The following is a 23,693-nucleotide window of genomic DNA, read 5'->3' as shown; positions in this document are numbered from 1 at the left end:
ACCTCGTACAGAATTGTTACTGGGCCAGGGCGGCCTGTAGGTGGGGAAGAAGCTTGGCTAGAGCCTGGCTCCGGTGGCTGATGGCATTCTTGACATCGGCGGGCACCTGGGCGCAGGAGAGGCCAGCGTATTCGCCGGTGAAACCGTCGGCTGCCAGGATCGGGTCATAGCCGAACCCGCCCTCACCGCGGGGCTCGCGCAGCAGGGTTCCGGCAAGCTCCCCCTCCTCCACAGCCTCTTTACCTTCGGGGGTAACCATCGAGGCGGCGCAGACGAAGCGGGCGCGGCGGTGTTCATCGGCGATGTCTGAAAGCTGCGCTAAGAGCAGGTTGAGGTTGGCTTCATCGTCTCCGTGCTGGCCGGCCCAGCGGGCGCTGAAAATGCCGGGGGCACCGCCCAGCACGTCGACCGACAGGCCTGAGTCGTCGGCAATAGCAATCAGGCCGGTAGCCGCAGCTACCGCGCGGGCCTTCAAGAGGGAGTTCTGGGCAAAAGTGACGCCGTCTTCAACCACGTCGGGGGCACCTGCTGCACCGGCGTCGATCACCTCGGTGTCAACGTCCAGCCCCTCGATAGCACCGCGCAGCATCTCGCGGAACTCGCGCAGTTTCCCCTGGTTGTGGGTGGCAAGAACGATTTTGGCGGGCATTAGTCCTCCAGGGCTTCGCGCTGGATCTGGGCTAGCTGCGCGGTGCCGTGCAGGGCCAAGTCGAGTAGGGAGTTCAGTTCGTCTCGGTCGAAGGGGGCGCCCTCTGCGGTTCCCTGAACCTCAACGAACTTGCCTTCGCCGGTAACGACCACGTTCATGTCGGTCTCGGCGCGCACATCTTCTTCGTAGGGCAGATCCAGCATGGGTACGCCGTCGATGATGCCCACAGAAATTGCGGCAACAGAGCCGGTGAGGGGCTTAGCCTTAGCCGGGATAATGCCCTGGGCCTGGGCCCACTTAATAGCGTCGGCCAGGGCGATGTAGGCGCCGGTGATAGCGGCGGTGCGAGTGCCGCCGTCCGCCTGGAGCACATCGCAGTCGAGCACGATGGTGTTCTCGCCCAGTTCAGCGGTGTCGATGACGGCGCGCAGGGAGCGGCCAATCAGTCGGGAAATCTCGTGGGTGCGGCCGCCAATCTTGCCCTTGACCGATTCACGGGAGTTACGGGTGTTGGTTGCACGCGGCAGCATGGCGTATTCTGCGGTGACCCAGCCGGTGCCCTGGCCCTTGAGCCAGCGGGGCACGCCCTCGGTCAGTGAGGCGGTGCAGAGCACCCGGGTGTTGCCGAATTCAATCAGGGCCGAACCTTCGGCGTTCTTTGACCAGCCGCGGGTGACGGTGATGGGGCGGAGCTGGTCGGGGGTGCGGCCATCGCCGCGCAGGGTGGGTGCTGCCATGTTTTCTGTCATGGTTTCAGCCTAGCGTCTGTTGCCCGGGGCGCACAAAAACACGGGCGCTTTTCTGCACCCGTGTTGTCTGCGTTGGCTACTTGTGGGCAGGGGCGGCAGCTAGCTCCCCTGGTGGCGGCTAATAACGTTCAGGGTGGTGGTCTGCGGGTTACTGGCGTATTCCTCGGGGCTACGGCGGGGGTTGACCCGGTAGGTTGCCGAGGCCTCAGCCACCGATATCGGCCCGTCAAAAACGCTCTTGGCTTCGGCCAGGGCAATAGCGGGGTCGTTCCAGATGGGCAGGTGGGTGAGCAGTAGATTGCGGACGCCTGCCTCGGCTGCCGCTTCACCGGCACGTTTGCCGGTCAGGTGGATGCCGCGCAGGGCGTCGTCGCGGCCCTCCTGGTAGGCCGCTTCGCAGAGGAAAAGGTCTGCCTCGCGGGCTGCTTCAATCAGGCCGATGCAGGAGTCGGTGTCGCCGGAGTAGGTGAGCACGGTCTTGCCTTCACCGGTTTCACACTCGATGCGCAGGGCGTAGGGCTCCTTGGTGGGGTGTACGACCACGTGCGGGGTCACTGTGAAGGGGCCGATTTTGACCTCGGCGTGGTTGGTCCACTCATGGAACTCAAACTCGGTGTGCATGCCCGGTTCGATGGGCAGGCCGTGGGTGTTGACCAGGTACTGGTGAATATCGCTGGGCCCGTAGAGGGGAATGGGTCCCTTAGACCAGCCGTTGGGGTTCCATTTGACCGCTACGTGCAGCCCTGAGAGGTCGATGCAGTGGTCGGGGTGCAGGTGAGAAATCAGGATGGCGTCGATATCTTCGAGGTTGATGTGGGTCTGAAGGGTGCCCAGGGCGCCATTGCCCATATCGACGATAATGCGCCAGGTCTTTCCCAGGTCATCAATAGTCGAGACCATGTAGCAGCTGGCCGCTGCATTGGGCCCAGGGAAAGAACCGGTACAGCCTATGACGGTCAATCGCATCAGTGGCCTTCCTTCTTCTGTGTGTGTCTGTGGGTTAGGGAGTGTCTGTGGTGATGGTAATGCGCGGGGTGGTAACAGTCTGGGTGATGAGTTCGGGAGGAACGACGGCTAGGGAGCCGGTGGGGAATCGTTCTGCCACCGAGTTGGTATGGCGTACCTTGGCGACCTCGGGCCCCAGGAAGCGGCGGGCTAAGTGCTCGAAGGTTTCGGTTTCGCCGGTGGCCAGGAATTCGTGGGAGGGCGGCAGGGCGGCAGGGCGCTCTAGGCCGGCTCTCAGCAGAGCCTTATAGACGTCCTTAGCCGACTCTTCCGAAGACGATACCAGGGTAACGTCATCGCCCATGATGTAGGAGATGACGCCGGTAAGCAGGGGGTAGTGGGTGCAGCCCAGCACCAGGGTATCGACACCGGCGGCCTTGAGAGGGGCCAGATATTCTTCGGCGGTCTGGAGCAGTTCGGGGCCGCTGGTAATACCCTTTTCGACGAACTCTACGAAGCGGGGGCAGGCCACGGAGTAAATTTCGAGGTCGCTCATGACCGAGAAGGTGTCCTCATAGGCGCGGGAGGTCACCGTAGCTTCAGTGGCGATGACGCCGATTTTTCGGTTGCGGGTTGCCGCCACTGCTCGGCGGGCGGCGGGCTGGATAACCTCAACCACCTGAATACCGTACTTGCGGGTGTAGCGCTCGCGGGCGTCCCTCAGCACAGCGGCCGACGCCGTGTTGCAGGCAATCACCAGGAGCTTGACCCCGGAGTCCACCAGCTCGTCCATGATGCGCAGGGCATGGGCTCGCACCTGGGCGATGGTCAGGGGGCCGTAGGGGCCGTGGGCGGTGTCGCCCACGTAAATCACCGACTCGTGCGGTAGCTGGTCCATGATGGCGCGGGCAACGGTTAGGCCACCCACTCCCGAATCGAACACGCCGATGGGGGCACTTGCAGTGGGTTCGGCAAGCACCTGACTACCCCAGGGGGTTACGAGTTTCGGGTTGGTTTCGCTCATTACACACCTGACATTAGCTAAAGGTTGAAGAAAACTGTAGGGCGCCCATCGCAGCGACCGGCTTTTGAGTGGACTATCACGCCCCGGCGCCCGCGTGGAGCGTCATAATCGGTCACGAAAGATTATTTACGGTGCGGACGGCCCCGCCCCGGGCTCGTCCAAGCCCAGCAGGAGGCTCTGCATGAGGCTTTCTTGCAGCCAGGTGACGAAGTTGTAGAGCAGGGCCATGTAGTCTTCGGTGCTCTCTACGCTGTCCCAGTCGGTGTGTTCGCCGATGCGGTCGGCGTCCTCAGCGCTGTTAATCCCTAAACGGGTGCCTAGGGTTAGGCGCACGTCGTTGAGGGCAGCAGCCCAGCTATTGGCCCGCTCGGTATCTAGCCGCACAACCCCGGCCTGCAAATCCATGGAGGCCTGGGTGAGGTGTTCTATTTTGGCCCGGCGTAGGGAAAGGTCGGTGAAGCGGCGGTATTCATCAGCGACTTCCGGATCGTCGCTGGCTACCGGCAGCATACGGGCAACAGCAGGGTCACTGGGCACACTGGCGGTCTCAGAGATCCCCACCAGGGCCGCCAGGGGGTCAGCATTGGGGTCTTCTTCCGGCTCCAGGGCCAGGGCGACGTCCTCAAACAGGCGGGTAAGCACCTGTACCTCTTCAGGGGTGAAGCGGGCGGTAATGCCACGGGAGGTTGGGGTAAAGGGTTCAGCCATAAGACTATGCACCTGCTTGCTCGATGGTTGCCCACAGTCCCCAGGTATGCAGGGCGGTGGTGTGCCGTTCGGCTTCTTCTTTGGAGCCGCTAAAGACGGTGGCCTTACCTTCGGTGTGCACCTGCATCATGAGCTGGTGGGCTTTTTCCGTGCTGTAGCCAAACTGGGTGCGCAGCACATAGGTCACGAAGCTCATCAGGTTAACCGGGTCGTCCCAGACAATCACAGCCCAGGGCAGGTTGAGCTGGGTGTTCACATCTAGGGCGAGATCAAGTTCAAGATCTGCCAGAGTGTCGGTGGCTGAGGCAGCCGAAGGCATAGGGTGTACTCCTTAGGTCATTTGTACCTTATCTATCATAGGGCTCTTCTTTCGCTGTACCCTAGCTCGTTCACTTTCGGGGCAAGCAGAACCGCGTCGGTGGGGCTGGGCTTGGGCACGGTCAAAGGATAAAGTTATACCCGTGACTCAAAAAACTTCCCTCCTCACCGATCACTATGAGCTGACCATGGTGCAGGCTGCCCTAGCCTCAGGCGCTGCCCACCGACGCACCGTCTTCGAGGTTTTCACCCGCAGGCTTTCGGGCGGACGCCGCTACGGCGTCTTGGCGGGCACCGGCAGGTTGCTTGAGGGGCTAGAGAACTTCCGCTTTGATACCGAAGAGTTGGAGTTTTTGGCCTCCCGTAAGGTGGTCAATGAGCAGACCCTGGATTACCTTGCTAACTTCCGTTTTTCCGGTTCTATCCGGGGCTATGCCGAGGGCGAGGTTTTCTTCCCTCACTCCCCCGTGCTCCAGGTCGAGGCCTCTTTTGCAGAGGCCTGCCTGCTCGAGACTTTTATCCTCTCAATCCTCAACTTTGATTCTGCTGTTGCCACGGCGGCCTCCCGCATGACGGTTGCTGCCGGCAAACGTCCTTGCCTGGAGATGGGCTCCCGCCGGGCTCATGAGCAGGCTGCTGTCTCTGCCGCCCGCGCCGCCGTCATTGCCGGCTTTACCGCCACCTCGAACCTTGAGGCAGGCCGCCGTTACGGGCTCCACACCGTCGGCACCAGCGCCCATGCCTTCACCCTGCTGCACGACTCCGAGTGCCAGGCTTTTGAAGCCCAGCTGGCTTCTCTGGGGGTGGGCACCACCCTGCTGGTCGATACCTACGATGTTGAGAAAGCTGTGAACCTTGCCGTTGAGCTGGCCGGGCAGGAGCTGGGCGCTGTGCGCCTGGATTCTGGCGACCTAGTGGCCCAGGCCCAGAAGGTGCGCGAACAGCTCGATGCGCTGGGAAACACCGGCACCAAGATTACCGTCACCAGTGACCTGGACGAGTACGCTATCGCCTCACTCGCCGCTGCCCCCGTCAACGCCTACGGGGTGGGCACCAAGCTGGTCACGGGCTCCGGGGTTCCCACCTCGTCCATGGTCTACAAGGTGGTCTTGCGCGAGAACTCGCAGGGAGTCATGGAGCCTGTAGCTAAGGCGTCTTCGGGTAAAGCCTCTGTGGGCGGCAAGAAAACCGCCGTTCGACGCCTTGATACCGCAGGTACCGCTACCGCAGAGGTGGTTGGTCTTGATATCGAGGCTCCTGCTGACTCCAATGATCGACCGCTCATGGTAGACCTGGTGGTCGATGGGCAGGTCCAGCCCGGCTTTACCGGGGCTGAGGGCGTGCGCCGAGCTGCCGAGCGTCATGCCCGCTCCCTCACGGAGCTGCCGGTAGCCGCTACCCGTCTCTCCCCCGGCGACCCGGTCATTCCCACAGAATTTGTCTCTTAAGAAGAAGGATCACACGATGTCAAAAGCACTCATTATTGTTGATGTTCAGAACGACTTTTGCGAGGGCGGCTCGCTCGCTACCGAGCGTGGCGCCGAGGTTGCTGCCCTCATTAGCGAGTTTGTAGAGAACCATCACGGGGACTACGAGGCGATTGTTGCCACCCAGGACTGGCACGTTGACCCCGGCACCCATTTCTCCGAGAACCCCGATTTCAAGGACTCTTGGCCGGTGCACTGTAAGGCGGAGAGCCGCGGGGCTGAGCTACACGAGGATTTGGATACTGACTACATCGAGGCCTACTTCCGCAAGGGCGAGTTTGAGGCTGCCTACTCGGGTTTTGAGGGCCTGCTGGCTCCCGAGGATACGGTGATGACCGGTGAGCGCGAGGCCGGTGCCCAGGCCCAGGACGACACCCCAAAGGTGTCGCTGGATGACTGGCTGGCTGAGCGCGATATTACCGATGTTGATGTGGTGGGCATTGCCACCGATTTTTGTGTGAAGGCTACTGCGCTGGATGCGGTAGATGCTGGCTATGAGACCCGGGTGCTGCTTGATTTGACGGCTCCGGTTGATGAGGACGCCCTCGATGAGGTGAGCGATGAGCTTGAGGACGCCGGGGTGACGGTCGCCGAGGTGCTGTAGCCCAGGAAATTTGATGTTCTAGTGGCTGTGCTTGTGGTCACAGCAGGCTGGCTCGGGATTGGGTCTATGGTGGCTGGTGGTTGTGGTGCCAGCAGGCTGGCTCGGGGGCTTGCCCTACGGGGCCGGTGGTTGTGGTGCCAGCAGGCTGGCTCGGGGCTGGCGTTTAAGGGTGCCTGCTGGCACCACAACCACTGGCCCCAGGCAAGAGTACCTACTTACGCCCCACGAACCAGTCCTGTAGCTTGTCCAGGCGGGCTTGGAGCTGTTCGGCTGAGGCCTGGGCAACGGCAGGCCCACCGCAGATGCGGCGCAGTTCGTTGTGGATTGAGCCGTGGGGCTTGCCGGTACGGGCAGCCCAGGCTGCTACGTTTTTAGCCAGCTTGTTCCGTAGGTCTTTGAGCTGGCGGTGGTCAACGACCTGGGGAGCGGCGGACGCCGGTCGCCGGGAGGCATGGTCCTGTTGGCGGGCGCGTAGCAGGGTGCCGACCTGGTCAGCGTCCAGTAGGCCGGGGATGCCGAGGAAGTCTTGCTCTTCATCCGAGCCAACTTCAAGGCCACCGGTTGAGAACTCTGCCCCGTCAAAGAGCACCCCGTGGAAGGATGCCTGGGAGCCGATGGCCTCGAATTTGCCGCGGGTGAGCTGGTCGCTGGCTACTTCTTCCTTGTTGGCTTCTTCAATCAGGTGGTCGTCCAAGCCCTCGTTGAGGGGGTCGACTACCTCGTCGGTAGCTCCCTTGCGGTCCAGGGCGTGATCCCGTTCAGTTTCCATCTCGTTGGCCAGCATCATGAGCTGCGGCACGGAGGGCAAGAAGACCGAAGCAGTTTCGCCGCGCTTTCGCGAGCGCACGAAGCGGCCGATAGCCTGGGCGAAGAAGAGGGGGGTGGAGGTGGAGGTGGCGTAGACGCCAACAGCTAGGCGGGGAACGTCCACGCCTTCGGATACCATACGGACGGCGACCATCCAGCGGGCCAGGCCCGCTGAGAACTCTTCAATGTTGTTGGAGGCTTCTTTGTCGTCGGAGAGAATCAGGGCGGGTTTTTCGCCGGTAATTTTTTGGAGCTGTTTGGCGTAGGCGCGGGCGTCAGCGTGGTCGGTTGCGATGACCAGGCCACCGGCGTCGGGGACGGTGCGGCGTACTTCGGTCAGGCGTTTGTCGGCAGCGGCCAGAACGGTGGGGATCCATTCGCCGTCGGGGTTGAGGGCGGTGCGCCAGGCCTGGGCGGTGACGTCCTTGGTAAATCCCTCCCCCAGGTTAGCGGCCATTTCTTCGCCGGCGGAGGTGCGCCAGCGCATCTGGCCGGAGTAGGCCATGAAGATGACGGGGCGCACGACGTGGTCTTTGAGGGCAGGGCCATAGCCGTAGGAGTAGTCGGATTTGGAGCGGCGGATGCCGTCGGCGTCCTCTTCGTACTGGACGAAGGGGATGGCTGCGGTGTCGGAGCGGAAGGGGGTACCGGTCAGGGCCAGGCGGCGGGTGGCCGGTTCGAAGGCTTCTCGCAGGCCATCGCCCCAGGAGAGGGAGTCGCCGGCGTGGTGGATTTCGTCCATGATGACCAGGGTGCGACCGTTTTCGGTACGGGCCCGGTGCAGCATGGGCTTGTTGGCGACCTGGGCGTAGGTGAGGGCGACGCCCTGGTAGCCGCGCCCCATGGTGCCGTCGGAGTTTTTGAAGTTGGGGTCGATGGAGATGCCAACCCGGGCGGCAGCATCGGCCCACTGGCGTTTGAGGTGGTCGGTGGGGGCAACCACGGTCATGCGGTTGATGGTGCCGCGGTTGAAGAGTTCCTTGGCGACGGTGAGCGCGAAGGTGGTTTTACCTGCACCGGGGGTTGCCACGGCCATGAAGTCGCGGGGGTTCTCGGTGAAATACTTGGTCATGGCCTCGGCCTGCCAGGCGCGGAGCTTAGGCGCGGTTCCCCAGGCGGCGCGGTCGGGGTAGGCCGGTGGCAGGGGCGGGTTGGAACCTTCGCCGAAGAGTGGTAGCTGGCTGTCGTTCATCTCGTATCTTCCCTTCCCTCTGTGGCTGCCCTCAAGGTTTTTGGGCACCACAAAAGTTTAGCCCCATTCGGGAGGGAATGGGGCTATGAGTCATCTCTCGATGAGTCTGGTTGACTAGGCTACCGGCAGGGCAGGCAGCAGGTTGGTCAGGGTCTGACCGGCGAGGTTGATGGTCTCAGATCGGCCGTCGGTGGCGTTGATAACGATGGCGCCCGAGACTACGGTCAGAACGACCTCGAAGTCGGCTTCGGGGTTGTCCCCGTAGTAGACCGGGGCCTGGCTGAGAAGTAGCTGGGCCAGGGTTGAGGTGCTTGAGCCGTCGGAGGTGAGGGTGATGGTCTCATTAGTGGTGTAGGTGACGCTCACGGTCTGCTGCTGGCCGTTGGTTGTCTGCGCTCCGTAGGTTGCGGTCATTTCGGCACTGTTGACGCCGGTGGCGGTTACGGCGCTGCCGCCGCTCTGCTTGACCAGGTGGCGGGTTTCGCCGTCACGCGCGCTGTCGATGGGGAAGGGGTCCCAGCCGTCGGGGAAGGTGACCACGTAGTCCAGGCGGAAGGAGGCTCCCGCGGCGAGGATGGCGGTGCCCGCTACGGGTGCTCCGGTGGTGTCTTCGGGGCTGGAGAACCAGAGGCCGGTGCCGCCGTAGGTGCCGGAGTTGAAGCCGCCCAGGCTACCGCCGGGGGTGAAGGTACCCTCACCGTTGGCAACCAGGCCGGTTGCGCCGTCCGTAATGAGGCCGGTGGAGTCGTCAAACTGCACGTCACCGCTGGTGTTGCTGGTACCGCCGAAGGTTGAGGCTACGCCGACCTTGGTGTTGTAGCCGGCGCTGGCATCCTCGATAGCGACCTGGGAGAAGAGCCCCCAGCGTACAGTCAGAGTAGGGGTAATGACGCTGGTGCTAGCGGCATAGGCAGGCACAAGGGCTGAGGACGCGACGATGGGTGCTGCCCAAAGGCCGGCTGTGGCCAGGGTACGGCGCGAGGTTTGGGGAGAGGTCATGTAGATGTGTTTCCTGAGTGGTGGTTCTGAAGAACGGGAGTAATGTTTGCTCTTTAGTTCTCGTCGTTACCGGGGGCTAGGCCCTCGTAGATTTCCTTGCATTCGGGGCAGACGGGGAACTTTTCGGGGTCGCGGCCGGGGGTCCACTTTTTGCCGCAGAGGGCGCGCACAGGCTTGCCGGTGAGGGCGGACTCCATGATTTTTTCTTTGCGCACGTAGTGGGCGAAGCGTTCGTGGTCGCCGGGTTCGACGTTCTGGACTTCTTCGCGTTCTAACAGGGCGGTGCCGCCGGAGTGGGCAGTTTCGGGGAAGGGGTCTTCGATGCCGGGAATTGATGACATGCCGGGTCTCCTTTATCTCAAAGCAGTTGGTCTTGTCTACCAGTGTAGTGCCCCCGTCAAGACGGCGTCCGGCTCCTGCTGTGGGGCAGGGGCCGGACGCCGCTGGTGGGGTTACCTGCTTCTAGCAGGTTGAGGGGCGGGCTAGCTGTAGCGGGCTACTCGTTGGTACATGTCTGCTACGTGCCGTTCGTAGTTTTTCGCTCCGGCGCGGACGCCCAGGTAGAAGGCTGCTACCCCAATCAGGGCAGTGACGACGGTACCCAGCCAGAACCAGAGCAAGCTACCGGTAATAGCCGTGGCCCCCATACCGATGAGAGACGGCAGGGAGAGAGCCATGGGGACGAAGAGCAGGAAACCTCGGGCCATGGTCTTAGCCATACCGTCTGGCTGTTCCGGGGTCTTCCAGGGGCTGGTTCCCGGTGGTACCACGGGTGCGTTGAAGACGGTGTCGAGGTAGTTGGCCATGCCGTTGGCGATAAAGTAGGTTCCCAGGGAGCTCACCAGCAAGGGCAGAGCCCAGGCAGCATGACCGGTCAGGAGGGCAAAAGCCAGGGTGCCCAGCACAATCATGGGCAGGTAGAGCATCATCATGCCGTAGGCCCGCCCCAGCCTATCGTCAATGCCGCGCAGGGGTGAGAGGGCATGCAGGGAGAAGGCCGAACCTTCAAAAGAAGCCAGGGCAGACTGGGAGTAGCCTGCCATAGCCGGTATAAAGGCAACCGCCATGACGAAGGCCATAGGGTTCGTCATCTCTTCCTCTACCCCGTTCGCTGAGACGATAAAGCTTCCCGAGATAAAAACCATCAAGATATACATGAGCGGCATCATGAGCACGTTGAGGTTGGCCCGGGAATCCCGGAGCATCATATCGAGGGTACGGGCGGCGATAGCCCCGCGCACGGTGGCCGGGAAGCGCCCGAGAAGCCCCAGGTTACCCTGGGCCAGGGTTTTGCCTTCGTCCTGCACCCCGGTGGATTCTCCCACGCTGGCCATGGTTTTAGCCGCAAAGAACTGCCAGATGAACCAGGCCAGGCCACAGTAGACCAGGGTGAGCGCGGTGAGAGCTAGAGCGATGCCGTAGCGACCGGCTCCTACCTGCGGGGCAATAGCCCAGGCTGAAGCTACAGGGGTCCACTGCAGGTAGCCGAGAACCTGCCGGAGCTGCTCGGTGTTGCTGGTAATGCCCGTGATAGTCGCCAGCATCAGGGGCCCGGCAAAAATCAGGGCCGCAAAGGCAAGAAGGGTGAGGGCGTTACTCACTGAGCGTCGCGAGCGGACGGGTATAGAGGCTACCGCAGTCAGGCGTCCGCCCAAAATGGCAAGGGCAAGGCCCAGTAAACCTGCCGGGATGAAAGCCAGGGTAGCCACTAGCGAGTAGAAGTTAGAGGTCGTCAGAGCCAGGACGGCTAGTACCGTCAGCACACCGGGCACCCCAATCAGAGCCCCCAGGGCTTGGCCGCCCATGAGCTGGCGGACGGTAATGGGGTAAGGTGCGAGGCGCTCCGGGTCAAGGGTGGGGTCGGCACCGGCTGCGACCAGGGGTATCAGCCACCAGGCCAGGGTCAGCAGACCACCTGCCACCCCCAGAATCAGTAGGGAGTCGGCAGGGTTCTGCAGGGTGAAACCTAAACCAGCCACGACCACTACGGCGCCGAGCCCGTAGAGCAGGCCAAAGACTAGGCCCACGATAGCCCAGGCATTCCCGTTACGGAAGATAGCGAGGAAGTGGTCGAGTTTAAGTTTTAGGAGGACTGCAACCATGAGATTCCCTCCGATACAACGCGTCCGCCCACCAGTTCAACAAATCGTTCTTCTAGCGATACGCCGCCGCGAACCTGTTCCACGGTGCCAGAGGCCAAAATACGGCCGGCGTTCATAATGGCAACGTGGTCGCACAGGCGCTGAACCAGGTCCATGACGTGGGATGAGATAATGACGGTTCCACCGCCTGCCACATAGGCCTTGAGAATATCCTGGATGTTCGAGGCAGAGACCGGGTCCACCGCCTCAAAGGGCTCATCGAGCACCAGCAGAGAGGGTGCGTGGATCATGGCGCAGGCCAGGGCTATTTTCTTAGTCATACCGGCTGAGTAGTCGGCGACCTTGCGGCCGGCGGCCCCGGTCAGGTCCATAGCCGTGAGCAGGTCGCGGGTTCGCTCAGCCACGGTTGCCTTATCGAGCCCGTGCAGGCGGCCGGCGTAGGTGAGGAGCTGCTCGCCGGTGAGCTTATCGAAGAGGCGGACGCCGTCAGGCAACACGCCCACCCGGCGTTTAGCATCTAGGGGGTTGGCCCAGACGTCCAGACCGCCCACCAGTACCTGCCCGGCGGTGGGCTTGAGCAGGCCCGTTGCCATGGAGAGAGTGGTGGTCTTCCCTGCGCCGTTGCGTCCTACCAGCCCGTAGAAGGAGCCTCGGGGCACGGTGAGGTTGACTCCGTCTACCGCGGCCTGCTGGCCAAAGACCTTCACCAGGTTGGTGATCTCCAGGGCTGCGCTGCCCCTGCTGGCCTCTGCCACTTCAGCTTCTACCGGCGCTGAAACCGGCTCAGTCAAGCCGCTGCTGGGTGCCTCTACAGGCCGGTTGCGGGTTTGGTCGTAAGGTTCATTCTGCGGGGGAAGGTTCTCGTGTGCCATATCTCCACTGTAGCTAGCATCACGGGCCTTTCCCTCCCCCGCTAGGGTGATTCCTTAAAAAAGAGCCATCATCAGGGCTGAGCGGGCCTTTGTGACGCGAGGGTCGGCTGAGCCTACGACCTCGAACAGTTCCAGCAGGCGTTCGCGCACCGTGGTTTTAGTCTCCGCATCCACGGCCTTGAAGAGGGCGATAAGACGGTTGAAGGCGTCTTCCACATGCCCGCCAGCTACATCTAGGTCGGCAACGTTGAGCTGGGCCTGCACGTCGGTAGCGTCGGCGGCAGCTTTTTGGCGTTCTTCCGCCAGGTTTAAAGTAGAGACGCGGTGAAGCAGGTGCACCTGGGCTAGGCCGATTTTAGCGTCCGTATCGCCCGGGTTCTCGTTGAGCGCGCGTGTATAGGCGGCTTCCGCTCCCTGGTAATCGCCCCGATCTAGAGCCTCAATAGCTTCCCTATGCAGGGGCGGTAGGGGCTTCTCGGCCTCTGACAATACCGGTTCGAACCCACCGGGTAGGCCCTGCTGAGCGGCGAGCTGCAGCACCTGGCCCAGCACCTCGGTCAGGGCCTGGGGCTCAACGGGACCGTTAAAGAGCGGGGCCGGGCGGCCAGCAAGCACAGCCACGGCCGCAGGCACACCCTGAATCTGGAAGGCCTGCCCGATCTCGGGGGTCTTGGTGATATCGACGGCGGCCAGCAGCAGGTTGCCACCGGCAGAGTTCACCAGGGCCTCGACCTGCTCCAGCATCTGGACTGACGCCGGTGAGTGGGGCGCCCACAGGGCAAAAATCACTGCACCCCGGTTGGACTCCTGCACCAGCTGCTGGAACTGGGCTACATCGGTCACGTCGAGTCGCCAGCTGGCAGCGGAGCTCTCCTCAGCAGGCTCAGCGCTGGAACCTGCCGACTCAGCAGCCCCCAGGTCCAGGGCATTTCGTACCGAAGCGGGTAGGTTCTGATCGTCAATCCCGGCCATTGGCCTTCCTTTCACAACGACAAATATCTCTACACTCTATGGTGCCAAAGCTCAGCCGGTAAGCGGGCACCCCTGCCCTAGTTCTAGCCCAGGGCAGAATCACGATAAGGTAGAACACAGTAACTACACCCCTACCCGAGTAGCCAGCATGTCCTCATCATTTTCCCCATCCCGCATCCTGCGCTCCCTCAGCTCCCGCAGGAGGCACGCGCAGACGTCCGCCCCCGTTGAGCCACGCACCAGCACAAAAGAGCAAAATAACAAGTTCGCGCTACAAGCTATCCCGGGTGCCCGCCCCCGTCACCGGCTGCAGCTACCCGACGAACCTGCCCATCTGAAAGACAATAAGGACGGCGCTCCCCCAGCTCCCCCAGAAACCCACGCGCTGGCCCCCGGCAAGGGCCGCTACATCAGCAACCCTATCTACTTCGGATTTATGCTGGCTGTAGGTGTGGGGCTTGCCTGGATGGGCATGTACTTTGTCCTCAACATTGGTGCCCTAGCAGGCTGGCTCACCGGTGCAGTCTTTATCGGCCTGGGGCTAGACCCAGCCGTGCGAAAACTAGAGAAGTGGGGCCTGCCACGCGGAGCAGGCGTCACCCTTGTTTTCCTTCTCTTCGCACTGGCAGCTACTGCCCTCATTTTTTGGATCATTCCCCTCATCGCCCGACAGGCGGTTTCCTTCATCACCGGCTTCCCCCAGCAGTTTGAGAACTTCCTCAACTCAGACTTTTTCTCGGGTCTGGACCGGCAGTATCACATCCGTTCAGCGGTAGATGCTGAGGTGGAAAAATTCTTTGCACAGCTCACCTCCGATACGTCAGTGGTCAGCGGATTTCTTAACTCCCTCATGAATGCAGGCTCCACTCTGGCAGAGGTCACCACAGGCACCATCATCGTGCTCTTCCTCTCCATCTACGTGCTCGCCTCCCTACCCACTATTAAGGCCTGGTTCATCCGCCTGGCCCCTGCCTCTAAGCGTGAACGAGTCGGCTACCTCACCGAAAAAATCACCAGCTCCGTAGGCCAGTACGTCATGGGCCAGGCTCTCGTTGCTATCTGTAACGCCACCTGCGCCGCCATCATCATGCTGATCGTGGGCGTACCCTTCGCCCAGCTGCTCATGCTCTTCGTCCTGCTCCTGGCCTTCATTCCCCTGGTCGGTGGCGTCAGCGCCGCCGTCCTGGTCTCGGTTGTCTCGCTCATCGACAGCTGGCAGACCGCCCTCTTCTTCCTTATCCCCTACCTGATTTACCTGCAAATTGAGGCCTACTTCATCTCCCCCCGCATCATGAGCAGGGCTGTGGCAGTACCCGGTGCTGTAGCCATTATCGCAGTGGTAGCCGGCGGCTCTCTTTGGGGTGTGCTCGGTGCCCTCATCGCCATTCCCGTGGCGGCGTCCCTGCTGATACTAGTCAACGAGGTACTCGTGCCCCGCCAGGACCAGCTCTAACGACCCATCCGCTTTCCTTGACCCGGTAGCGCTCTGCCTTTGAGCAGTGGCCGCTACCGGGTTTTTCTACGCTTCTAACGCCCTAGTTCTGGTGCAATCCGCCGGGTTCTACCAGAATCTACGGGTTGCCCAGCACCGCTCGTGCCAATGGCGGCGTTCCTCGATAGCCCGCTGGGCACCAAACATGTGGTCCTGCTGCCAGACCACTAGGTGCGCCACCCCGGGCTGGATAGGCCGCTTACATTCGGGGCACTTATAGGTTTTCAGTGCATTGATAGAGGGGATGTACTGCACATACCAGTCCCCGTCTTGGGCCCGCTCCACTCGCGGGGCAGGGTCAAGGATACGGGAAATATCGCGCCCAGCGGGGCGGGCTTTCTGCCACTTGCTGGGGGCGGCCCCGGAGTTAGAGTTGGGGCGGCGGGGCTTAGATGAAGAACGACGAGGCATTCCCCTATTCTTGCACGGGCCGCTGTGCCCACCCAAGCCACCTGTTAGAGTGGTACGGTGCGTTTAGTAATAGCTGATTGTTCCGTAGACTACATGGGCCGTCTCAATGCCCATCTGCCCCGCGCTACCCGCCTGCTCATGATCAAAAATGACGGCTCTGTGCTGATTCACTCCGATGGTGGCTCCTATAAGCCTCTGAACTGGATGAGCCCACCCTGCCGCCTGCATATTTCCCCTCGTGAAGAGTTCGAGGGAACATCCATAGCAGAGGAGCTTGACCCCGATGTGAGCGAGCTTTGGACGGTTCAGGCCGCCAAGACCGACGACAAGCTAGTTATTCGCGTCTTTGGCACTCACGGGGAACTGAGTCACGACCTGGGCATTGACCCGGGGCTTATTAAGGACGGAGTTGAGGCCGACCTCCAGCGTCTTTTGGCCGAGCAGATTGAACTACTGGGTGCTGGCTACCGCCTGGTGCGCCGTGAGTATCCCACAGCTATCGGTCCGGTTGATATTTTGGCCAAGGACGCCGGTGGTGTCTCTGTGGCTGTTGAGCTCAAGCGCGTAGGGGATATTGACGGCGTAGAACAGCTCACCCGTTACCTAGAGCTCCTCAACCGCGATCCCCTGCTTGCTCCGGTTCAGGGTGTCTTTGCAGCCCAGCGCATCAAGCCCCAGGCTCGCACTCTGGCAGAAGACCGCGGCATCCGCTGCGTCTCTCTCGACTACGATGCTATGCGCGGAGTGGACGACGTAGAATCCCGTCTATTCTAAACAGCTCCTTCTTTCTTGAAACAAGATATTAGTTCATAACAAGGACGCCGCCCTCCCCCAGGTCTGGGGAAGGGCGGTGTTTTGGTGTAGAGCAGCAGAGATTAGATCTGTGCGTGCTTCGCTGCGATGGTGACTCGATCGTTAGAGACAGTCAAGAAACCTTCGTGCAGGCGGGTGGTCTTCTTCTCACCGCTGGTTGCCTCGATCAGAAGCTCACCGTCTTCAGCGAGAAGGGCCATGGTGGGGATGTGACCTGGCATAATACCCAGGTCGCCATCGACGGTGCGTGCGCGCACGTACTTGGCTTCGCCAACCCACACGACTCGTTCACGGGAAACGACTTCAACTTTCAGTGCCATGATTACTTGGCTCCAGACTGTGCCTTGATTTCCTCGTAACGGCGCATGACGTCGTCCATACCACCGATGTTGTAGAAGGCCTGCTCGGGGATGTGGTCAACATCGCCGCGGCAGATCATCTGGAAGGATTCGATGGTGTCCTTGATCGGCACGGTTGAACCCTCGACACCGGTGAACTGCTTTGCAGTGTAGGTGTTCTGTGAGAGGAACTGCTCGATGCGGCGGGCACGTGAAACAACGACCTTCTGCTCTTCGGAGAGTTCGTCAACACCGAGGATGGCGATGATGTCCTGAAGTTCCTTGTTTTCCTGCAGGATAGCCTTGACCTGGATTGCGGTGTCGTAGTGCTCCTGACCGATGTACTGGGGGTCCAGGATTCGGGAGGTGGAGGACAGGGGATCAATCGCGGGGTACAGACCACGTGAAGCAATCTCACGGGAGAGCTCGGTGGTTGCATCCAGGTGGGCAAAGGTGGTTGCAGGTGCGGGGTCGGTGTAGTCGTCCGCAGGAACGTAAATCGCCTGCATGGAGGTGATGGAGTGACCACGGGTTGAGGTAATACGCTCCTGCAGCAGACCCATTTCGTCGGCCAGGTTGGGCTGGTAGCCCACAGCAGACGGCATGCGGCCGAGCAGGGTTGAAACCTCAGAACCTGCCTGGGTGAAGCGGAAGATGTTGTCGATGAAGAGCAGAACGTCCTGGTTCTGAACGTCACGGAAGTATTCCGCCATGGTCAGGCCGGTCAGCGCAACGCGCAGACGGGTTCCCGGCGGTTCGTCCATCTGGCCGAACACGAGAGCGGTATCCTTCAGAACGCCAGCTTCTTCCATTTCAACCCAGAGGTCGTTACCTTCACGGGTACGCTCGCCAACGCCGGTGAATACTGAGGTACCACCGAAGTTACGGGCAACGCGGGTAATCATTTCCTGGATCAGAACGGTCTTACCAACGCCTGCACCACCGAAGAGACCGATCTTACCGCCCTTGATGTAGGGGGTCAGAAGGTCGATGGACTTGATGCCGGTTTCCAGCATCTCGGTCGAACCTTCGAGGTCTGCGAAGCCGGGGGCTGCGCGGTGGATGGGCCAGTAGGTGTCGGCCTTGATTTCGTCGTTGGAGACGTCGAGGGCGTCACCGAGAACGTTGAAGATGTGGCCCTTGACGCCGTCGCCTACGGGGACGGAGATAGGAGCGCCGGTATCAACTACAGCCTGGCCGCGGACGAGACCGTCGGTCTGCTGTAGGGAGATTGCGCGTACCAGTGAGTCACCGAGGTGCTGGGCAGTCTCGAAGGTGATCTTACGGGTGGTGCCGTTGAGGGTCAGATCAGCGGTCAGCGCGTTGTAGATGTCAGGTACCTGGCCGGCAGGGAACTCAACGTCAACGACAGGGCCGATAACGCGAGCAATGCGACCGGTTGCGCCCTGAGCCGGCGCGGTAGCCGATTCGTTCAGAGTGGCAGTCATTGTTCTCACTTACCTATGTAGAGAGTGGAAAGTTGTCTGGTGGATTAGGAGGCGAGTGCGTCGGCGCCGCCAACAATTTCGCTGAGCTCCTGAGTAATTTCTGCCTGGCGAGCGTTGTTCATCAGGCGGGTGTACTTCTTGATGAGCTCGTCAGCGTTATCACCTGCGGACTTCATCGCGCGCTGGCGGGACGCCAGTTCGGAGGCCGCTGCTTCTAGCAGGCACGCATAGATGCGGGAGGCGATGTAGCGGGGCAGCAACTCGTCGAGAACTTCCTGGGGGCTGGGCTCGAATTCAAAGACTGAGTTCTGCTGGAACTGGTCGTCTTCGAGACGTTCGCCGGGCAGGATTTCTTCACCGAGTTCGCGTGCGTCTGCTACCTCGATGGGGAGCAGGCGCAGGACGCGGGTTTCCTGGCTGACCATGGAGACGAATTCGGTGTAGATGATATGAAGGTCATCGACTTCGCCGTTTTCGTAGGCTGCCAGGATGGCGTCGCGTGCTGCAACGGCCATCTCGATGTTGGGGTTGTCAGTGTTGCCTTCCCAAGCCTGCTCGTATTCGCGTTCGCGGAAGTCAAAGTAGGACTTTGCCTTGCGACCGATGAGATAGAGCTTGACTTCACGTCCCTCACCGCGGAGCTTCTCAATAAGACCCTCGGTTTTTTTGAGGACGGATGAGGAGTATGAACCCGCAAGGCCGCGGTCGCTGGTGAGGACGAGAACTGCAGAGCGACCGGTCTTTGCCTTTGAGCGTGCGTTAAGCAGGGGGTGCTCAATGTGGTGCTGGGTCGCGATGGCAGTGACGGCCTTGGTCAGCGCATTTGCGTAGGGGCTAGCGGCCTCTGCGCTCTTACGTGCCTTGTTAATGCGTGAGGTTGCGATCATCTCCATCGCCTTGAAGATCTTCTTCATAGACGATGTTGAAGTAATCTTTTGGCGGTAAACCCTAATCTGGGCTCCCATAGAGATTCCTTTCACTCCTAGGGTGAGGGCCCCTCCCCCAGGTTCTGTTGGAGGGGCGTCTCACCTGCTAGGAAAATCGCTAACCGATGGTTTCCTGTGATACTTCGCTGTCTGACAGGGGCTGGTGCTCTTCGTGACCGGCCTCAACGAGGTGGCTGGTGCCTTCTGAGCGGAAGCCCTGCTTGAAGTCAACGATGGCAGTCTTGAGAGCTGCTACGGTTTCGTCTTCGAGCTTGCCTGATGCTGCGATGTCCTGCAGTACTGAGGTGGAGCGGCGCAGGTGGTCGAGGAACTCTGATTCGAAACGCAGAACGTCTGAAACTTCGAGGTCATCGAGGTAGCCGTTGGTGCCTGCCCAGATTGAGACAACCTGGTCCTCAACTGCGTAGGGGGTGTACTGGGGCTGACGCAGCAGCTCGGTAAGGCGAGCACCGCGGGTCAGCTGGGCCTTTGAGGCTTCGTCCAGGTCGGAAGCGAACATTGCGAAGGCTTCCATGGCGCGGTACTGAGCAAGGTCGAGCTTGAGGGTACCGGAGACCTTCTTCATAGCCTTGGTCTGTGCTGCACCACCAACACGGGAGACGGAGATACCTACGTCGACCGCAGGGCGCTGGTTAGCGTTGAAGAGGTCTGACTGCAGGAAGATCTGGCCGTCGGTGATGGAGATGACGTTGGTGGGAATGAAGGCTGAAACGTCGTTTGCCTTGGTTTCAATGATCGGGAAGCCGGTCATTGAACCTGCACCCAGCTCGTCGGAGAGCTTTGCACAGCGCTCGAGCAGGCGGGAGTGGAGGTAGAAGACGTCACCGGGGTATGCTTCGCGGCCCGGAGGACGACGCAGCAGCAGTGATACCGCGCGGTAGGCTTCTGCCTGCTTTGAGAGGTCATCGAAGATGATGAGGACGTGCTTGCCGCCATACATCCAGTGCTGGCCGATGGCGCTACCGGTGTAGGGAGCCAGGTACTTGAAGCCTGCTGCGTCAGATGCGGGGGAAGCCACGATGGTGGTGTATTCCAGTGCGCCCTGCTGCTTGAGGGTTTCGCGTACTGCTGCGATGGTTGATGCCTTCTGACCGATAGCAACGTAGACACAGCGAACCTGCTTGTTGGGGTCACCGGTTGCCCAGTTGTCCTTCTGGTTCAGGATGGTGTCAACCGCGATAGCGGTCTTACCGGTCTGGCGGTCACCAATGATCAGCTGACGCTGGCCGCGGCCAATCGGAATCATGGCGTCGATTGCCTTGAGACCGGTCTGGAGGGGCTCGTGAACTGACTTACGCTGGGTAACGCCGGGAGCCTGAAGTTCGAGGGCGCGGCGGCCTTCGGCTTCAATGTCGCCCAGGTCGTCGATGGGGTTACCCAGGGGGTCAACTACGCGGCCCAGGTAGGCGTCGCCTACGGGTACTGAGAGAACCTCGCCGGTACGGTGAACTTCCTGGCCTTCTTCAATGCCGGTGAAGTCACCGAGGATGATGACACCGATGTCACGAGTGTCGAGGTTCTGTGCCAGGCCAAGGGTGCCGTCTTCGAAGCGAAGCAGCTCGTTAGCCATTACTGAGGGAAGGCCCTCAACGCGTGCGATGCCGTCGGATGCTGATGCAACACGACCCACCTCTACGCGCTCTGCATTGCCGGGTTCGTAAGACGCTGCGAATTCATTCAGCGCGTTACGGACATCATCGGCGTTGATGGTCAAATCGGCCATCTTATGTCCCTGCTCTCCTAATTTGTTGGTGTGCCTGCCGACTGGCGGCAGGCCCACCGAAACTTGTGTGACGTGCTCGGGCTGGGCCTTTAGGCTTGCCCGATGTCGTCTGTGTATCTTCTAAATCACCGTCGAGGTCTCGACTGTGTAAATCGCCTATGCGAAAGCGCGGCTGAGTTCTGACAGTCGGGTGGACAGCGAGCCATCGATGACTTCGTCCCCTACCTGCACGCGCAGACCGCCCAGAAGTGCGGGGTCTACGGTGATGTCGAGCTTCAGCTCCTTGCCGTAGGTCTTGTTGAGTGACCCCTGCAGCTTTGCAATCTGCTCTGCAGTCAGCGCGGTTGCTGAGGTAACTCGTGCGATCCAACGGTTTTGACGCTTGACGATGATTTCTACGAACTCGTTAGCCAGACGGGCTGCGGTGGTTCCGCGGGCCGCAGTGGCAACTCGTTCTAGCAGAAGCTTGCCTTCAGCGGTGGCTACACGGCCACCGAGGCTGACAGCCAGCTTCTTGAGTGCTTCCTTGCTTGCCCTGGTATCGGCAAGAGCAGCCTGTGCTTCTGCTGAGGCATCAACGGTGTTGATGAAGGTCAGCAGTTCGTTGACGGTCTGCTCCAGTGCATCGATACCTCCGCGCTGTTCAGCAGAAAGCGCTACTGAGGTAACAGCGGTTGTTTCGAGGGCATCAGCCAGATCGCGTTCTTCACTCCAGCGGGCTTCTGCTGCTGCAGAAACGATAGCCAGAGCGGCGTCGGAAATCTTGCCGCCCAGAACGGAGCGGGCGATGCCTGCTCGCTGCGCTGCTTCGCGGGAAGGATCGGTTAGACCTCGCCGGAACCCGCCGTTGCTGTCGATAGCGTCGACAACAGCGAAGAGCTCTTCTGCGAGGTGGGTCGGGTTATCGGTAGGCTGGGCCACCAGAACCTGTTCCACCTTGTTCAGTGATTCAGTCGATACTGCTGACATTAGCGGGCTGCACCTGCCTGCTGCTGCGCGTCAAGGTCAGCAAGAAAACGATCGACTACACGTGCGGATCGCTCATCATCGTTGAGGGATTCGCCCACAATCTTGCCAGCCAGTGAGGTTGCCAGAGCGCCAACTTCGGTACGAAGTGATGCTGCGGCAGCTGCACGTTCTGCCTCGATGGTCTTCTGGGCGTTTTCGGTGATGCGAGCGGCCTCAGCGTTTGCGCGCTCCTTAGCTTCTGCCACGATGGCGTCGCCTTCGGCGCGTGCTTCTTCGCGAATCTTCTGAGCTTCCAGACGAGCGCTTTCGAGCTGCTGGCCGTACTCTTCGCGTGCTGCCGCGGCCTCTGCCTGAGCCTTTTCAGCCTTGGCTAGACCACCCTCAATTGCTTCTTTACGGTCCTGGTAAATCTTTTCGAATGCCGGGACAACGTACTTGGTGACGATGAAGAGGAGGAGCAGGAACCCGATGGCGGTAATGGCGATTTCCCAGACATTGGGGATCAGAGGGTTCGCGCCCTCTGCTGCTGCCATTAAGTGAGACATAGGGGGTTTTCCTGTTCTATAGTTTGGTCAATCTTTCGGCGGGGCCAAAAATTACTTGATAAACGCAAGAACCAGGCCGAGAACTGCCAGTGCTTCAACCAGTGCGAAGCCCAGGAAGAGCATGGGCTGCAGGGTGCGCTGTGACTCGGGCTGACGGGCAACAGAGGTCATGTAGGCTGCGAAGATCAGACCTACGCCGATGCCACCGCCGATAGCTGACAGACCGTAACCAACTGCGGTAAGTGAACCGGTGAGTTCCATGATGTTTGTTTCCTTTCACAGTGCCCCTTGCGGTTTGTGTGTTGTGTAAGGGGCAGAGTTTTGATGTGGACACTCCCCGCTAAAGCGGGTTGCTTTTCTCGTCCGCCGGTGTGCCCGACGGAGAAAACCTATATTTTTAGTGGCCTTCTGAGACCGAGCCCTGCAGGTAGACCGCAAGGAGCAGGGTGAAGACGTAGGCCTGGATAACCTGAATCATGAGTTCCAGGAAGTAGAGGAAGAGACCCAGGGCGCCTGAACCGACCGAGGCGATAGCAGCGATGCCGCCTGCTTCAACAATCAGGTACTGGGTAAGGGATGCTGCAACCATAATCGCCAGGTGGCCACCGAACATGGTAGCGAAGAGACGCAGGGCGTGGGTTGCGGGGCGGATGAGCATGTTTGACATGAACTCAATCGGAATCAAGATGATGTAAACAGGCCAAGGAACGCCGGAGGGCATGGTCATGTCCTTGAAGAACTTCCCCAGACCCTTGCGCTTGATACCAACACCAACCCAGGTCAGGTAGGCGATACCTGCCAGGGCGTAGGCAGAACCTACGTGAGACATGGTGGGCAGCTGGACGACGGGAATTGAACCGTAGAGGTTGTTGACCAGGATGAAGAAGAAGGCGGTGAAGAGCAGGGGAACGAAAGGCTTGTAGTGGTGGGCGCCAATCAGTTCCTTGCCCAGGCTGTTACGGACCAGGCCGTACCCCATTTCGCCCACGAACTGGGTGCGTGAGGGAACCATGGCACGCTTGCGGGCAGCGAAGAGGAAGAAGCCAGCAACGATGACCACCGACAGGATGACCAGAAGCATCTGCTTGCTGAACTCAAAATCACCGATCGTGAAGATGGCAGGCAGGTGCATATCATCGATAGTGGGCGGAACGTAGCCCTGCTGCTCTCCCGCTGCGACAACTAGCCCGTTTGAAATCAAGGCAAGTCCTTTCATTGCTTCGTGTTGGCCGCTGGCTCCAGCAACCTCAGAGGTTTAAAGAATCAAAAGTATGTGTGTGCCAACCGGTTTCAGTTGGTCTTATTTACGCTGCTGCATGTGGATAAATACCAGGTAGATACCACCAAAGGCGCCAACGAATCCGCCTACCCAAGCAATCCAGGTTGTACCTAGTAAGTGGTCCAGACCATAGCCTACCAAACTCCAGATACCAATGCCTATCATGACGTACAGAAGTGTCATAAAGGCCCCGGCTGTTCCGCCACCGGCAACCAGGTCGCCAGCAGAGCGTAACTGCTTATCTTGCTTGTACCACTTATCGTCGGTGTTGCCCACGGGTGTATGCTCCTTTGCCTAGTT

At 60.5% G+C, this 23,693-nt stretch carries 26 protein-coding genes; 4 read left to right on the top strand and 22 right to left on the bottom strand.

From position 1 onward, the window contains the following. Positions 1-16: 16 nt before the first annotated feature. From rdgB to clpS, 6 genes are all read right to left on the bottom strand, one after another. Entirely contained in the window at positions 17-649 is a 633-nt protein-coding gene (rdgB, locus tag L6963_RS01495; RefSeq protein ID WP_237206360.1) for an RdgB/HAM1 family non-canonical purine NTP pyrophosphatase, read from the bottom strand. Then, positions 649-1,398 (bottom strand): ribonuclease PH, encoded by a 750-nt coding sequence (gene rph / locus L6963_RS01490; protein WP_272878339.1) that lies wholly within the window; start codon positions 1,396-1,398, stop codon positions 649-651. The genes rdgB and rph overlap by 1 nt, the downstream gene beginning before the upstream one ends. A gap of 99 nt (positions 1,399-1,497) precedes the next feature. Further along, on the bottom strand, positions 1,498-2,364 hold the full coding sequence (locus L6963_RS01485) for an MBL fold metallo-hydrolase (protein ID WP_237185882.1): 867 nt from the start codon (positions 2,362-2,364) through the stop codon (positions 1,498-1,500). Positions 2,365-2,398: 34 nt separating this feature from the next. Beyond that, positions 2,399-3,367 carry a glutamate racemase gene (gene murI / locus L6963_RS01480; protein ID WP_237206359.1) on the bottom strand — a complete coding sequence of 323 codons (969 nt, stop codon included), beginning with the start codon at positions 3,365-3,367 and terminating at the stop codon, positions 2,399-2,401. Between the two features lie 126 nt (positions 3,368-3,493). After that, complete coding sequence (locus L6963_RS01475; protein ID WP_237206358.1) at positions 3,494-4,075, bottom strand: DUF2017 domain-containing protein; 582 nt, start codon at positions 4,073-4,075, stop codon at positions 3,494-3,496. 4 nt (positions 4,076-4,079) lie between these two features. Next, positions 4,080-4,394, bottom strand: coding sequence for an ATP-dependent Clp protease adapter ClpS (gene clpS, locus L6963_RS01470; RefSeq protein WP_237206357.1), 315 nt, complete (start codon positions 4,392-4,394; stop codon positions 4,080-4,082). A gap of 142 nt (positions 4,395-4,536) precedes the next feature. Between clpS and L6963_RS01465 the strand changes: the two genes are divergently transcribed. Next, positions 4,537-5,841, top strand: a complete 1,305-nt coding sequence (locus L6963_RS01465) for a nicotinate phosphoribosyltransferase (protein ID WP_272878930.1) — start codon at positions 4,537-4,539, stop codon at positions 5,839-5,841. Between the two features lie 16 nt (positions 5,842-5,857). Continuing rightward, the gene (locus L6963_RS01460) at positions 5,858-6,484 is read left to right on the top strand and encodes an isochorismatase family protein (RefSeq protein ID WP_237206356.1); all 627 of its coding nucleotides are present in this window, start codon (positions 5,858-5,860) and stop codon (positions 6,482-6,484) included. A 211-nt stretch (positions 6,485-6,695) separates the two neighbouring features. On the opposite strand, the gene L6963_RS01455 is transcribed toward L6963_RS01460, so the two are convergent. From L6963_RS01455 to L6963_RS01430, 6 genes are all read right to left on the bottom strand, one after another. After that, on the bottom strand, positions 6,696-8,483 hold the full coding sequence (locus tag L6963_RS01455; protein WP_237206355.1) for a DEAD/DEAH box helicase: 1,788 nt from the start codon (positions 8,481-8,483) through the stop codon (positions 6,696-6,698). Between the two features lie 114 nt (positions 8,484-8,597). Further along, positions 8,598-9,482, bottom strand: a complete 885-nt coding sequence (locus L6963_RS01450) for a hypothetical protein (protein ID WP_237206354.1) — start codon at positions 9,480-9,482, stop codon at positions 8,598-8,600. A 53-nt stretch (positions 9,483-9,535) separates the two neighbouring features. Next, positions 9,536-9,823, bottom strand: a complete 288-nt coding sequence (locus L6963_RS01445; RefSeq protein ID WP_185174469.1) for a DUF3039 domain-containing protein — start codon at positions 9,821-9,823, stop codon at positions 9,536-9,538. A gap of 141 nt (positions 9,824-9,964) precedes the next feature. Beyond that, positions 9,965-11,584, bottom strand: coding sequence for a hypothetical protein (locus tag L6963_RS01440; RefSeq protein WP_237206353.1), 1,620 nt, complete (start codon positions 11,582-11,584; stop codon positions 9,965-9,967). Then, positions 11,566-12,456 carry an ABC transporter ATP-binding protein gene (locus L6963_RS01435; protein ID WP_237206352.1) on the bottom strand — a complete coding sequence of 297 codons (891 nt, stop codon included), beginning with the start codon at positions 12,454-12,456 and terminating at the stop codon, positions 11,566-11,568. The genes L6963_RS01440 and L6963_RS01435 overlap by 19 nt, the downstream gene beginning before the upstream one ends. A 54-nt stretch (positions 12,457-12,510) precedes the next feature. After that, positions 12,511-13,428 carry a co-chaperone YbbN gene (locus L6963_RS01430; protein WP_237206351.1) on the bottom strand — a complete coding sequence of 306 codons (918 nt, stop codon included), beginning with the start codon at positions 13,426-13,428 and terminating at the stop codon, positions 12,511-12,513. Between the two features lie 148 nt (positions 13,429-13,576). Between L6963_RS01430 and L6963_RS01425 the strand changes: the two genes are divergently transcribed. Continuing rightward, positions 13,577-14,881, top strand: a complete 1,305-nt coding sequence (locus L6963_RS01425) for an AI-2E family transporter (RefSeq protein ID WP_237206350.1) — start codon at positions 13,577-13,579, stop codon at positions 14,879-14,881. Positions 14,882-14,989: 108 nt separating this feature from the next. Here the strand turns inward: L6963_RS01425 and L6963_RS01420 are convergent, their stop codons facing one another. Further along, positions 14,990-15,331, bottom strand: coding sequence for an ATP/GTP-binding protein (locus L6963_RS01420; RefSeq protein WP_237194299.1), 342 nt, complete (start codon positions 15,329-15,331; stop codon positions 14,990-14,992). Positions 15,332-15,388: 57 nt separating this feature from the next. On the opposite strand from L6963_RS01420, the gene nucS reads away from it, so the two are divergent. Next, positions 15,389-16,105 carry an endonuclease NucS gene (gene nucS, locus L6963_RS01415; protein WP_237204520.1) on the top strand — a complete coding sequence of 239 codons (717 nt, stop codon included), beginning with the start codon at positions 15,389-15,391 and terminating at the stop codon, positions 16,103-16,105. A gap of 101 nt (positions 16,106-16,206) precedes the next feature. Here the strand turns inward: nucS and L6963_RS01410 are convergent, their stop codons facing one another. The 9 genes from L6963_RS01410 to L6963_RS01370 all read right to left on the bottom strand — a co-directional run bounded on the left by L6963_RS01410 (position 16,207) and on the right by L6963_RS01370 (position 23,669). Further along, positions 16,207-16,464 carry a F0F1 ATP synthase subunit epsilon gene (locus tag L6963_RS01410; RefSeq protein ID WP_135011542.1) on the bottom strand — a complete coding sequence of 86 codons (258 nt, stop codon included), beginning with the start codon at positions 16,462-16,464 and terminating at the stop codon, positions 16,207-16,209. 2 nt (positions 16,465-16,466) lie between these two features. After that, a complete protein-coding gene (gene atpD, locus L6963_RS01405; RefSeq protein ID WP_185174462.1) occupies positions 16,467-17,930 on the bottom strand; it encodes a F0F1 ATP synthase subunit beta in 1,464 nt (487 codons plus the stop codon). Positions 17,931-17,974: 44 nt separating this feature from the next. Then, the gene (locus tag L6963_RS01400; protein ID WP_237185868.1) at positions 17,975-18,895 is read right to left on the bottom strand and encodes a F0F1 ATP synthase subunit gamma; all 921 of its coding nucleotides are present in this window, start codon (positions 18,893-18,895) and stop codon (positions 17,975-17,977) included. Positions 18,896-18,974: 79 nt separating this feature from the next. Next, positions 18,975-20,600 (bottom strand): F0F1 ATP synthase subunit alpha, encoded by a 1,626-nt coding sequence (atpA, locus tag L6963_RS01395; protein WP_237185867.1) that lies wholly within the window; start codon positions 20,598-20,600, stop codon positions 18,975-18,977. Positions 20,601-20,756: 156 nt separating this feature from the next. Then, positions 20,757-21,569, bottom strand: a complete 813-nt coding sequence (locus L6963_RS01390) for a F0F1 ATP synthase subunit delta (protein ID WP_237204523.1) — start codon at positions 21,567-21,569, stop codon at positions 20,757-20,759. Beyond that, positions 21,569-22,114, bottom strand: coding sequence for a F0F1 ATP synthase subunit B (locus L6963_RS01385; protein ID WP_135011537.1), 546 nt, complete (start codon positions 22,112-22,114; stop codon positions 21,569-21,571). The genes L6963_RS01390 and L6963_RS01385 overlap by 1 nt, the downstream gene beginning before the upstream one ends. Positions 22,115-22,165: 51 nt before the next feature. Continuing rightward, positions 22,166-22,375 carry an ATP synthase F0 subunit C gene (gene atpE, locus L6963_RS01380; protein ID WP_135011536.1) on the bottom strand — a complete coding sequence of 70 codons (210 nt, stop codon included), beginning with the start codon at positions 22,373-22,375 and terminating at the stop codon, positions 22,166-22,168. Between the two features lie 136 nt (positions 22,376-22,511). Then, entirely contained in the window at positions 22,512-23,315 is an 804-nt protein-coding gene (atpB, locus tag L6963_RS01375; protein ID WP_237209107.1) for a F0F1 ATP synthase subunit A, read from the bottom strand. Positions 23,316-23,414: 99 nt separating this feature from the next. Further along, a complete protein-coding gene (locus L6963_RS01370; RefSeq protein ID WP_185174458.1) occupies positions 23,415-23,669 on the bottom strand; it encodes a hypothetical protein in 255 nt (84 codons plus the stop codon). Between the last annotated feature and the right edge of the window lie 24 nt (positions 23,670-23,693).

It is taken from the genome of Rothia nasimurium, assembly GCF_928392795.1.
Lineage (GTDB): Bacteria > Actinomycetota > Actinomycetes > Actinomycetales > Micrococcaceae > Rothia > Rothia nasimurium_F.
This window is presented reverse-complemented; position numbering and strand designations above follow the sequence as displayed.